The sequence below is a fragment of the Mucilaginibacter metallidurans genome, assembly GCF_003286435.2.
Lineage (GTDB): Bacteria > Bacteroidota > Bacteroidia > Sphingobacteriales > Sphingobacteriaceae > Mucilaginibacter > Mucilaginibacter gossypii.
In genome coordinates, this window is sequence record NZ_CP043449.1 from 5,883,288 (window position 1) to 5,895,060 (window position 11,773).

Genomic DNA, 11,773 nt, shown 5'->3' on the forward strand with positions numbered 1-11,773 from the left:
CATGCTACGTTTTGCAAATACAGAATTTTTATGGGGATTGCTTGCTATTCCGCTGCTGCTCTTTATTTTTTTGAGGGTAAACTGGTGGAAACGTAAAGCAATTGCCTCGCTGGGTAATAAGGAGGTGGTGATGCAGCTGATGCCACAGGTATCCTTTTCACGCCCCTGGATCAAGTTCATCTTTTTCATTTTAGCCTATGCCCTTGTTATTATTGGCATAGCCGATCCGCAATTGGGTTCAAAAACCGAAGAGGTAAAACGCAAAGGTGCCGACCTGATGATCCTGCTGGACGTATCAAACAGTATGCTGGCACAGGATTTGGCCCCTAACCGGCTGGAAAATGCCAAACGTGCGCTATCTCAACTTATTGATAAACTGCACGACGACCGTATCGGCATCGTTGTATTTGCGGGCCAGGCTTATGTACAGCTTCCGGTAACTACGGATTATGCGGCGGCTAAATTGTTCCTCAATACCATTAATACCGAAATGGTACCAACACAGGGCACAGCTATTGGCGCTGCAATTAATTTAGGTATGCAATCGTTTGATTTCAAGAACGGAACCGGCAAGTCCATTATTATTATTACCGACGGTGAGAACCATGAGGACGATGCCGTATCGGCAGCCAAAGCCGCTTTAGCAAGAAATGTTACGGTAAATGTGGTTGGAGTAGGTTCGGAAGAAGGTGCACCAATCCCCATTTATCAAAACGGCAAACAAACTGGTTTCCACAATGACAGTACCGGCCACCCCGTAGTAAGCAAGCTGAATGAGCAAATGGGCAAGGAAATTGCCGAAGCAGGAAACGGTGTTTATGTACGTGCCAACAATGCCAACAGTGGCCTCAACATTGTAATGGACCAAATAGCTAAGGTGCAGCGCAAAATGACGGATACCAAACAGTTTAAGGATTTTGAAGACAGGTTCCAGTTTTTCCTGGCCATTGCCTTTGTATTGTTATTGGCCGAGTTCTTTATTTCCATCCGTAAAAACATGCGCCTAAGCAAGATCAAATTATTTGAAGTAAAAAACACATGAAGCAATATATCATAGCCATTTTATTAGTGCTGCAGGCTTCATTTCTTTTTGCCCAGCAGGAAAAAAAATACCTGAAGCAGGGTAACGAGCTTTATCAGCAAAAAAAGTTTAAAGAAGCTGAAGCGGCTTACCGCCAGGCCATGAGCAAAAAGGAAAAAACCCTGGAGGGTAATTTTAACCTTGGCGATGCCATGTTCAAGCAAAAGAAATATGATGATGCAGCGGCGCAGTTCAATAAGCTGGCAACGGCATCCATTGATAAAAATGTAAAAGCAGGTGCCTATCACAACATCGGCAATTCATTTTTGACCGAAAAGAAATACCAGGAAAGTATCGATGCTTATAAAAAGGCCCTCGTTAATAACCCTAAAGATGAGGAAACCCGGTATAACCTTGCCTATGCTCAAAAAATGCTGAAAAACCAGCAGGATAAGAATAAAGGCGGCGGGGGCAACAAGAATAATAAGGACAAGGACAAAAACAAGGATAAGAATAAAGATAACAAAGACAATAAGGACAAGGATAAAGACAAAAAAGACCAGGATAAAAACAAGCAGGACCAGGACAAGAAAGATCAGGATAAGCAAAACCAGGATCAGAAAGATCAACAGGGACAGCAACCTAACCAGCTGTCAAAAGATGACGCCCAACGAATGCTTGATGCCCTTAACAATGATGAAAAGCAAACCCAGGATAAGCTTAAGAATAAAAAATTAAAAGGTGCTAAGGTGCCTATTTCAAAAGATTGGTAAAATCTTGTTGTTTTGTAGATACTAATGAAAATTAAACTTTCCATATTAACGCTGCTGCTGTGTTGCTCAAGCCTGATTTTTGCGCAGGTAAAGTTCACAGCATCGGTAAATAAAACCACCATAGGCACAGGCGAAGTACTTGAAGTAACCTTTTCCATCAATGCCAATGGCGATCGTTTTGCGCCGCCGGCTTTTGGCGGCTTCCAGGTAGTGGGCGGACCCAATGTATCCAACAGTATGTCCATGATCAATGGGGTTACTTCATCAAGCATTGCTTACGGATATGACCTGGTGCCTACCCGCGAAGGCGAATTTACTATTGGCCCGGCTACAATTATATCGGGTGGACGGTCTTACAGTACATCCCCGATTAAAATTAAAGTGGTAAAAGGCCAGGGCGGGCAGGCTAACCAGCAGGCTCAGCAACAACAAAGTAACGGCCCCGATAGCCGCAACATTCAAAAAGGACGTGTAAGCGATATCTCCAAATCATTGTTTTTACGTGCCGAGGTAGATAAAACAACGGCCTACATGGGTCAGCAGATCATGATGAACCTGCGCCTTTATACCCGGGTTAACATCGCCAACGGCGAGCCGGAAAAAATCCCTGATCTGAACGGATTTTACAGCCAGGAGATCAAAAACAATAATCCTAACGCTCAATGGCGCACCGAAATTTTAAATGGTGTACGGTACAACGTAACCGATATTAAACAAACGGTGCTATTCCCCGAGCATGAGGGTAATATCACCATTGAGCCTTCCATCATGAACTTTATAGTGAGGCAGCAGGCCGCTTCATCATCAGGCGACCCCTTCGATGCGTTTTTTGGCGGATACGAGGATGTGAAGTATAAAGTAAAAAGCGCACCGGTTGTTATCCACGTAAAACCATTGCCGCAGGCAGGCAAACCTGCCGAGTTTACCGGTGCTGTGGGTAAATTTAATATTGAGGCATCGCTCGATAAAAATGATGTTAAAGCCAATGACGCAATCAACTACCAGGTAAAGGTAAGCGGCGCAGGCAACCTGAAGTTGTTGAAACCGATAACGCCAACTTTCCCAGCCGACTTTGAGAAGTATGAGCCCAAGATCACCGATACCATTACCATAAATGCCGGCGGGTCATCAGGCAGCAGAAAATACACTTATCTGCTGATCCCAAGGCATCAGGGCGATTTTACTATCGACCCGGTTAAGTTTGCCTACTTTAATCCGGCTACAGGCAGGTATGTTACTTTAACTACCCAGGCATTCCATATTAAAGTAGCTAAAGGCTCCGGTGATGGCAGTAACGTTACCGCCTTTTCAAACGCGGGCAAGCAGGATGTTAAGGTGCTGAGCAATGACATCCGTTACATAAAAACCGGCAGCGAGTTAAACGAGGTAGGTAGTGATTTTTATGGTTCGGGGCTATATTATTTCCTGCTGATCTTAGGTCCCGCAGGTTTTCTTGGAGCCTTGGTTTACGGCAAATGGCGCGATAAAAACAATGCTGATGTGGTAGGCCTGAAAAGCCGTAAGGCAGGTAAAGTGGCAGCCAAACACCTTGCCAGTGCCAAACTGCAGTTAAACGATAAAAAAGCATTTTATGAAAACCTGTTCCGCGGTCTGTACGGTTATTTGAGTGATAAGCTTAATATTCCTTACGCTGATCTGAACCGCGAAAAGATTGCATCGGAGCTAAAAGCCCGTTCACTTGATGAAAGCCTCATTAACGAGATGCTTGATACCCTCGACCTCTGCGAAATGGCACGCTATGCCCCTGTATCGGGCATTACCGAGCAACAGGTGTTTGATAAGGCCCAGAACATGATCAACAACATTGAAAATAAAATATAACATGATGAAGCGCATTATATACTTACTGCTCATCATCGTTATGCCAATATGTGCATTAGCTAACGATGAAGCTAACATCCTGTTAAAAAAAGGAAACGACCAATATGCCAAAGGCCAGTACAAAGAAGCCATAACCACATACCAAAAAATTGTGGACGATGGGCACCAGTCGGCATTGGTTTATTATAACTTGGGCAACGCTTATTTTAAAAATGAGGATGTGCCATCTGCCCTGTTGTATTATGAAAAGGCACACAAACTTTCGCCGGGTGATGAGGATATCAATTTCAATATCCAGTTTGCCAATCAAAAAACAACAGATAAGGTAGAGGCTGGTACCGAGTTTTTCATTACCAAATGGTGGCACTCGTTTATTCTCCGCTTTTCATTAACAACGTTGGCGGTGATGACGATTTTGTTCTTTATTGCAGGATGTGTGTTGCTGACAGTGTACAGGTTTACTAATTCGGTAAGCATTAAAAAATGGTCGTTTTATTTGGCTTTAGTGATATTGATTTTCGGATTTGCGAGCATGTTTGTTGCAAGTCGCCAGGATCAATACTTTGATGCCCATCATGGCGCTATTATATTCAGCACATCTGTCAATGTAAAAAGCGCGCCAACGCCCAATGCCAAAAACCTGTTCCTGATCCATGACGGCACCAAGGTTGAAATTTTAGAAGATAATAACGGCTGGATGAAGATCAGGCTGGCCAGCGGCAACGAGGGCTGGATCAATGCTTCGGACGCTAAGGAAATATAGTTTTTTTGGGGAGGTGAAAGGATAAAGGTTAAAGGCGAAAGGTTGCAGTCCTGATAGAATTTAATTCACCACGATGTCATTTCGACGAACAAAGGGCGGCTTGTGCGGAAGGCTGTGAGGAGAAATCGTATACGCCCTACTTAGCGACCATGAAAGCGTTAGTACAGAGCGTATAAGATTTCTCTTTCGCCCTATAGCTCTTACCCTCCACCGCTCTATCGAAATGACAAAAAAATAAAAATGCTTTAAACCTTAAGCTTTCGGCTTTAAGCTGTGTTTCGCTAACAACTCCAATACATCCTCTTCAGTTCCGGTAAAAGGCCCAGATGATTCGATCTTGAAGCTCGCCATGGCAGCGGCAAACTCGCCGGCTTCCTGGAAGCCTTTCCCTTTGGCGCGTTGGTATAAATAACCGGCCATGTAAGTATCGCCGCAACCGGTAGCATCAACTACTTCAACCGGTTTATATGCCGGAATCTGGTAATAAACACCGTCGTTGTAAATAACCGAACCCATGCTGCCCAGGGTTACAACCACTTCTTTAACGCCCCATTCGTTCAAGACTTTAGCACCTTCATGAATGTCAGTAATACCAGTGAGTACTTCCATTTCGTGCTCGTTCACTTTCAGGATGTGGATATGCTGCAGGGCTTCACGCTTTTCGGGCCAGTCGATAGCCACCACGTTTTTATCTTCCACTTTACGCAGGTAGCCCTGTGCATCAAGAGAAAGCTTGCCGCGTTGAGCGAGGTCCTTTATAAATTCTACGGAGATATCATCGGCCAGTAAAGGACCTAAATGATAAACGTTAGACTGAATTTCGTCAAGTTGTTCGATAGTGAAAGGATCAGCTTTTTGCAGCACACGCTGGGTACGGTGATCCTGGTTAACAGAGTAAATATTTTCAAAGTAAACCGTTTCGCCGCCGGTAGTGGCATGTACTTCGATACCCTTGTTACGGAGTTTTTCAACCACAGGCATTTCGCTCAAAGCAAGCGAGGTAACCAGGGTATAACTCACGTCCATATTACGGATGGCGTTTGAAAAATAAAAAGAAGTACCGCCAGCCATATGCTTCACCGCTTGTGGTGTCACTACTTTATCTAACGTAATATGCCCTACACAACAAATATCGTACATGAAATTCCCTTATTATGAATTGATACTCAGCCCCTATTATTAAAACAAACGGCAAATGTAAGAAATAGGATTTTGAGTACAAGAAGTTATCTGTTTTGTGACAGGGAAATCACTTTAACAATTGCTTAAAATTTATGCGATGCTCAATACATCAGCACCAGCCATTTCAGCCAGATCATCAAAATATACTGATGCCAGGTGCTCCCAGCTTAACCGGCTGCTGTATTGAAGTCCCTCTTCAATAAATTGTTCTCTCAGGCTATTGCTTTTAAGCAGTAACTCAATCCGTTCGACATAGCAGCCGGCATTATATGGTTCGCATTTAAAACCGTTAATGCCCTGTTCTATGAAATCTTTTGAACCACCGCCATCTGCTATAACACAAGGCAAGCCTGATGCCATGGCCTCAAGTACTACGTTACCGTAAGCTTCAGATACCGAAGGAAACAGGAACAAGGTTGATGACGCATATAAAACCGAAAGCATTTTATGATCTATCTTACCGGTAAATACTGCGTTGGGCATTTTTGCTTCACAGGCCTTACGCGCAACTCCGTCACCGGCAATTATGAAGTTAACTTCGGGGAGGCGATCCTGCATCATGCTATAGATCTCAAACAGGGTCTCCAGATTTTTTTCCCAAACCAGGCGGCTGGCAAACAAAATGGTGGGATTACCATTTCCAGTCAACGACCGCAGACTTTTTTTATGCCGTGGCGAAAACAGGCTGGTATCTATTCCTCTCTGCCATAGTTTCATACGGTAGGTATCAACCCCCATATCAATCAACTCTTCCTTCATAGTAATTGAAGGCACATAAACCTGATCGCACTGATTATAAAAAGCCTTGTGACTTTCCGACATCATCTGTTTAACCTTATTAATCAGGAATGGGGTATGTTTCAGGTAGTAATCGATATATGAAATAAAATGTGTGTGATAGATACTGATAACAGGCAAGCCCTGCTGGGTAGCATATTTTAAGGCGAAACTACCTAAAAGCGACGGCGTAGCAATGTGTACAACATCTGGCGAAAAGTTATCTATCTCTTCTTTTAGCTCGCTCATCACCAAGCCAGGTATTGCCATGGTGTAACCGGTGTTAATTGGTAATGTTAAAGCCGGAACTTTTAATGATTCAAATCCGGCTATACTGTCGGGACCGGCACCATAAACAAACAGAAATTCAAAAATATTCCGGTCAATACGTTTAATGAGCTGATACATGGTGCGTATTGCGCCATCGAAATCTTCAATAAGTATCTCGGCGAAAAATGCTACTCTAATCTTTTTCATCTTATTGAGTGATTAGTGGTTATTACCTGGTGTTCACCTTCGCGTATCTTACAGGCTCCGGCCCCGTCATCAGGAACTCTCTTAATTCGGTTAATTTATCAGTGTTGATCAGGTCTACCTCACATTCAAGCAAAGCTTTCCATACTTCTTTATTTTCTGGGGATGCCCACAGGCGCACCCTCTTTTTATAGTGATGTGCCGCGGCTACATAATCGCGAAGCAATTGTCTCTGATCTTCGGGCATCGGGCCTTTGCCGGTCCAGCTGATGAGGCGCGAATATTTGCAGCTGGCAGTTTTATAAACGGTGTTTGAAAGCGTATCGGTATGCACCTGCATCAGGTCTTCATCAATAAAAGCATAGCGTTGCCTTTGTGCCTGAAGCATCTTATATGGCTTATTGCCGGTTATAACGATGGTTACACTGCCTTCTGTTATTTCGCCATCATTATAACTCGACAGCATGGGCGCATAGCGCTTTAATACTTCTGCCAGCTTTGCATAGGTCTTTTCAGCGTCTGATTTAATATCGATCATCAGCGTAACAGGAGCAAGCGGGTATACCACCTCCCTGTTTTTACCCTCATAACAGTTAAACAATGGCTGTAAATAAAGCTGCTCCAGGGTGCGCTTTTTTTGAAAAGCAGGCAGCATATGTGCCACCAGCAATTCGTCATCACGCAGGTAAATATCAGCCTCTACGTTTTGAAAACCGTTATCCAAAGCATCGTACAGAGGCCGGGTATGCCAGTAGTCATTGTGCGCGAAACCTTTGGAGAGGGGGCTGTTTTGAGCCTGGCAGGTAATGGCTCTGAAAGTAAGGATAACAAAAAACAGAAATTTCAGGTGCTTGTGGCAAAATGCTGCTTGCATCGTAATTTGTATTTGTTGCTACAAATTTACCCTTCCGATATGTACAGGCAGTTATGTCATGGTAAAGTAAAAGCACAAACTGCTTTAATTTATTGTAAATGGCTTAACATTTTCATCACATTAAAATATACAAATTGACATCGTTCGATTAAACTGGAGTCACATTAAATATGCATTTTATAAAGAAGTGTTAATATGCTATGACAACTTGCGAAGAATTGATGCACCGAGCTCCTGCCAGTTACCAGCTTTTTCGGGAAGTGAACAAAGATCTGAGATAAGCATAAATACATCTTCCGCACTTTTGCCTTCCTGCCTTAGATATCTAATCGACGTTGAGCCGGCCGATTTGGATAGCTTTTTACCGTCTTTTTCAAGCAACAGCGGATGATGATAAAATACGATATCATTAGAATCCTGCTTATCCAACACAGCCGCCAACTGGATCTGAGCCAATGTTGACGCCCACAGATCTTCGCCCCTCACAATCAGGTCAACGCCATAAAACAGATCGTCAATAACTGAGGTAAGCTGATAAGCCGGGAAACCATCTTTTTTTTTGACCACAAAATTTTCCATTTCGGCAGGTAGTTGAGTTCGGATAATTTTACCGTTATAACTTTTCACCTGCAATGTAGCAGCGTTATTTGTACATAAGCGCCAGCTCGCTTCAGGGTTATTTAAAGGGATCTGCTTATCTGAGCAGGTACAGCTTCCAATTTCACTCATTTGCTTGCGCGAGCAGGTACAGGCAAATACAAAACCACCTGCGGCTAATTGATCAAGAGCTTCGTTGTACAGATGCATCCGGTGAATTTGTGAAAACCGGGTTTCAAAATCATCGGCATCCTGCGGGCCTTCATCCCAGGGGATTTCTAAAAAGCGGAGCGTATCAAAAATATCGGTTAAATATTCGCGATTAACCCTCGCCCGGTCAAGATCATCAATCCGCAATAATATTTTTGCCCCGTGTTTGCGGGCCAGTCCCGCAGTAACAGCAAACGACAAGATATTACCCACATGCAAAAACCCGCTTGGCGTTGGTGCTATGCGGGTTTTATTAAAATGTGTTGGTATGCTTGTCAATTGCTTTTTATGCTTGATGAACGCCACAAGATACAAAAGCGGCCGGCATCAACCAATAGTGTTATATCAGGGATTAAACCAGCAATGTACCACCATCAACAACTAAATTCAACCCGGTGCCAAAACTTTGCTTCATAAGATAAACAAATGCAAGGGCAACGTCATCGGCATGACCAACACGGCCGAGCAGTAATGTATCTTTTGCCCAATTATAAAGGCCCTCTTTATTTTCGGCAGGCAGGCTGTCCCAAAGGTTAGTATCAATTACACCGGGCACCACTGCGTTTACGCGTATTGGAGCAAGCTCAACAGCAAGCGCCCTTACCAAACCTTCAATAGCACCGCAAATACTGCTAGCCATCGACCAGCCGGCTGCCGGTCTTGTTCCCGCCGTGCCACCAGTTAGGTTTACGGAGCCGCCCTCATTAATGAACGGGATGCCATATTTAACAGCAGCATAAGCTCCCCAGTAACGCAGATTAAAAAACTTACGCGCAGCCTCGATATCTGTTTGGTCGATATTATTCAGATTAAGATTTTCGGCAGCAGTATAAACCAGGTGGTCAAAATTGCCGGCTTGCTCAAAAAACGATTTTATATTTTCTTCGTGCGATAGATCCACGGCGTAGCCTTCAGCATCTTCAGGCAATTGACTTAGTGCGTTATTGATTTTGCTTTGATTACCTGAAACTATGACAACTTTGGCACCTTCGGCAGCGGCAGCTTTTGCTGTCGCGAAGCCTATACCAGTACTACCTCCCAATATAATTACCCTTTTGCCATTCAATGACAATCTGCTTTTAATTTGACTATTCATGATGTTTATTCTTTTTTAGACACCACGAAGTTCCCCCGTAAAAAACCGGTTCCACTTACCATTTGGTAAAAAGCGATTAGCCTTCAGAATTTATAAAATGCTAAATTTGTTTATGACATTTGCAGACAGGGTTATCCAATTCAATGAGCAGCTAACCTATACCGGCGATCCTTTACCCAAAGGCATCCGTATCATGAACCCTTTTAAGGAACATCCGCAAACTATGCGTATTGTTGATGAGTTTTATCATAAATATTACAACGATAATCAGCGGCGCCACATCGTTTTGGGAATCAACCCCGGCAGGTTTGGCGGCGGCTTAACCGGAATACCATTTACCGACCCAAAACGGTTAATCTCCGAATGCCATATCAACTATGAAGGCAAAATGTCGCACGAGCCATCATCGGTATTTGTTTACGAGGTGATCAATGCCTTTGGCGGACCGGAAGCTTTTTATAAGCAAATCTATATTAATTCGCCCTGTCCGCTTGGTTTTACAAGTGTTGATACCAACGGTAAGGAAAAGAATTACAATTACTACGACAGCAAGGAGTTAACCAAAGCCGTTTATCAGTTCATGATTGAAAACATCCGCAAGCAGATTGACCTGGGCATTAATACTGATAAATGTTTTTGCTTTGGCACAGGCAAGAATGAAACATTTTTGCGCAAACTGAACGATGAATATCATTTTTTTGGCGAGATCATAGCTTTGGAACATCCGCGCTTTATTATGCAATACAAAACGGCAAGTAAGCAATTTTATATTGATAAATATCTTGAAGCTTTTGGAAGTATAGCGGGATAAATAATCATCGTCAAGCAAAAGACTTCTAAACTCCTCTCTTGAGAGTAATCCATCAAAAGATAGTGAGTGGGCTGTGCGATTCCCTCCCCTGGGGAGGGTGTAGGAGGGGTTTCTGCAAGATGTTTGGTCGTTGCAATGGCGCATAACCCCTCCCTGCCAATGCGCAATCCTAACACACCCCTCCCAAGGGAGGGAATTGTTAATCCTGCACTCTTAGTTAATCTAAAGCAATAAACATCCTCTTGTTTCAGGCTAAAACACTTATATTGTGTGCACCAATCAATTAGCCTGTAAGCCATGACCAAAAGCAAGCTTTTATCATTCCTGCTGCTGTTGTTTATTTTCCCGATCATTTCAAAAGGACAATCAACGGCTGCCAATAAACTCATTTCGCCCCGCATCAGGGTGATCATGGACAATGATTTTAGCGGTGACCCGGATGGTTTGTTTGCGCTTGCACATTTGGTATTATCACCATCGGTTGACGTTAGGGGGATCATTGGTTCGCACCTGAATGCCAACGATGGGTTCGACAGATCTAAAACCCAGGCGGAGAACGCGGCAAAAAAGGCTGCAGACCTGTTAGCTGTTTTAAAGATTAAAGATCAATTCCCGGTAATAGCAGGCTCTAACACCGCGATGGTAAACGACAGTACCCCGGTAAAAAGTAAAGCTGTCGATCTGATCATTAAAGAAGCATCCCGTACAGACACCTCCTTACCTCTTTACATCCTTTGTGGCGCCGGACTTACCGAAATTGCATCTGCGGTGCTAACCGAACCTAAAATTGCCGATAAATTAACCCTGGTATGGATAGGCGGCCCGGAATACACTGACCTTGCCCTACCCCCACCCAATTACAGTAGCCCCGAGTACAACCTCAATATCGATATCAATGCAGTAAGGGCTGTATTCAACCATTCGCAATTAAAGCTTTGGCAAATTCCGCGGGATGGGTATCGCCAGGCCATACTTTCCTACTCAGAATTGCTGCTTAAAGTAAAGCCACAAGGCGAAACAGGTAAATATCTGGCTGGCGCACTTGAAAACGTTATGAAGCTCATCCAGCAATATCACCTTAATCTGGGCGAAACCTATATCATAGGCGATAGTCCGCTGGTGTTGCTTACCGCCTTACAATCGTCGTTTGAGGCCGATCCCTCATCGAGCGAATATGTGTTAAAACCCTGTCCGCTTATTAATACACAGGGGGGATATGATTATAATGCGCATGGCCGTAACATCCGTGTTTATCGCAGGTTAGATATTAACCTCATGTTCAATGATTTTTTTGCCAAGCTGGAACTGAATAAGTAAAGGCTGCAACTGGTATATTTTTAACCATAAACGGTT

General features: G+C 43.6%; 11 protein-coding genes. 6 read left to right on the plus strand and 5 right to left on the minus strand.

Annotation, left to right across the window (positions count from 1 at the left end):
• The first annotated feature begins 1 nt into the window (after position 1).
• From DIU38_RS25025 to DIU38_RS25040, 4 genes are read left to right on the plus strand one after another with little or no spacing between them, the layout of a single operon-like run.
• Entirely contained in the window at positions 2-1,042 is a 1,041-nt protein-coding gene (locus tag DIU38_RS25025; RefSeq protein WP_112656309.1) for a vWA domain-containing protein, read from the plus strand.
• Positions 1,039-1,794: a tetratricopeptide repeat protein gene (locus tag DIU38_RS25030; protein ID WP_112656307.1), complete on the plus strand. Its 756-nt coding sequence runs from the start codon at positions 1,039-1,041 to the stop codon at positions 1,792-1,794. The genes DIU38_RS25025 and DIU38_RS25030 overlap by 4 nt, the downstream gene beginning before the upstream one ends.
• Before the next feature lie 24 nt (positions 1,795-1,818).
• Positions 1,819-3,636, plus strand: a complete 1,818-nt coding sequence (locus DIU38_RS25035; RefSeq protein ID WP_112656305.1) for a BatD family protein — start codon at positions 1,819-1,821, stop codon at positions 3,634-3,636.
• Positions 3,637-3,640: 4 nt separating this feature from the next.
• The gene (locus tag DIU38_RS25040; RefSeq protein ID WP_112656345.1) at positions 3,641-4,399 is read left to right on the plus strand and encodes a tetratricopeptide repeat protein; all 759 of its coding nucleotides are present in this window, start codon (positions 3,641-3,643) and stop codon (positions 4,397-4,399) included.
• A 252-nt stretch (positions 4,400-4,651) separates the two neighbouring features.
• Here the strand turns inward: DIU38_RS25040 and DIU38_RS25045 are convergent, their stop codons facing one another.
• From DIU38_RS25045 to DIU38_RS25065, 5 genes are all read right to left on the minus strand, one after another.
• Entirely contained in the window at positions 4,652-5,539 is an 888-nt protein-coding gene (locus DIU38_RS25045; protein WP_112656303.1) for a PfkB family carbohydrate kinase, read from the minus strand.
• Between the two features lie 132 nt (positions 5,540-5,671).
• Positions 5,672-6,835, minus strand: a complete 1,164-nt coding sequence (locus DIU38_RS25050; protein ID WP_112656301.1) for a glycosyltransferase family 4 protein — start codon at positions 6,833-6,835, stop codon at positions 5,672-5,674.
• A gap of 22 nt (positions 6,836-6,857) precedes the next feature.
• Positions 6,858-7,706, minus strand: coding sequence for a phosphatidylinositol-specific phospholipase C/glycerophosphodiester phosphodiesterase family protein (locus DIU38_RS25055; protein WP_112656299.1), 849 nt, complete (start codon positions 7,704-7,706; stop codon positions 6,858-6,860).
• A gap of 198 nt (positions 7,707-7,904) precedes the next feature.
• Positions 7,905-8,792 (minus strand): glutamate--tRNA ligase family protein, encoded by an 888-nt coding sequence (locus DIU38_RS25060; protein WP_167516277.1) that lies wholly within the window; start codon positions 8,790-8,792, stop codon positions 7,905-7,907.
• Positions 8,793-8,865: 73 nt separating this feature from the next.
• The gene (locus DIU38_RS25065; protein WP_112656295.1) at positions 8,866-9,609 is read right to left on the minus strand and encodes an SDR family oxidoreductase; all 744 of its coding nucleotides are present in this window, start codon (positions 9,607-9,609) and stop codon (positions 8,866-8,868) included.
• A 112-nt stretch (positions 9,610-9,721) separates the two neighbouring features.
• Between DIU38_RS25065 and DIU38_RS25070 the strand changes: the two genes are divergently transcribed.
• Both DIU38_RS25070 and DIU38_RS25075 read left to right on the plus strand, forming a co-directional pair.
• Positions 9,722-10,420, plus strand: a complete 699-nt coding sequence (locus DIU38_RS25070) for an SMUG2 DNA glycosylase family protein (RefSeq protein ID WP_112656293.1) — start codon at positions 9,722-9,724, stop codon at positions 10,418-10,420.
• A gap of 297 nt (positions 10,421-10,717) precedes the next feature.
• On the plus strand, positions 10,718-11,737 hold the full coding sequence (locus tag DIU38_RS25075; RefSeq protein ID WP_112656291.1) for a nucleoside hydrolase: 1,020 nt from the start codon (positions 10,718-10,720) through the stop codon (positions 11,735-11,737).
• Positions 11,738-11,773 lie beyond the last annotated feature (36 nt).

Excerpts from the sequence above, each read along its gene's own strand:
- DIU38_RS25025 (WP_112656309.1), top strand. The coding sequence starts at position 2 with ATGCTACGTTTTGCAAATACAGAATTTTTATGGGGATTGCTTGCTATT.
- DIU38_RS25040 (WP_112656345.1), top strand. The coding sequence starts at position 3,641 with ATGAAGCGCATTATATACTTACTGCTCATCATCGTTATGCCAATATGT.
- DIU38_RS25030 (WP_112656307.1), top strand. The coding sequence starts at position 1,039 with ATGAAGCAATATATCATAGCCATTTTATTAGTGCTGCAGGCTTCATTT.
- DIU38_RS25065 (WP_112656295.1), bottom strand. The coding sequence starts at position 9,609 with ATGAATAGTCAAATTAAAAGCAGATTGTCATTGAATGGCAAAAGGGTA.
- DIU38_RS25070 (WP_112656293.1), top strand. The coding sequence starts at position 9,722 with ATGACATTTGCAGACAGGGTTATCCAATTCAATGAGCAGCTAACCTAT.
- DIU38_RS25075 (WP_112656291.1), top strand. The coding sequence starts at position 10,718 with ATGACCAAAAGCAAGCTTTTATCATTCCTGCTGCTGTTGTTTATTTTC.
- DIU38_RS25055 (WP_112656299.1), bottom strand. The coding sequence starts at position 7,706 with ATGCAAGCAGCATTTTGCCACAAGCACCTGAAATTTCTGTTTTTTGTT.
- DIU38_RS25035 (WP_112656305.1), top strand. The coding sequence starts at position 1,819 with ATGAAAATTAAACTTTCCATATTAACGCTGCTGCTGTGTTGCTCAAGC.
- DIU38_RS25050 (WP_112656301.1), bottom strand. The coding sequence starts at position 6,835 with ATGAAAAAGATTAGAGTAGCATTTTTCGCCGAGATACTTATTGAAGAT.
- DIU38_RS25045 (WP_112656303.1), bottom strand. The coding sequence starts at position 5,539 with ATGTACGATATTTGTTGTGTAGGGCATATTACGTTAGATAAAGTAGTG.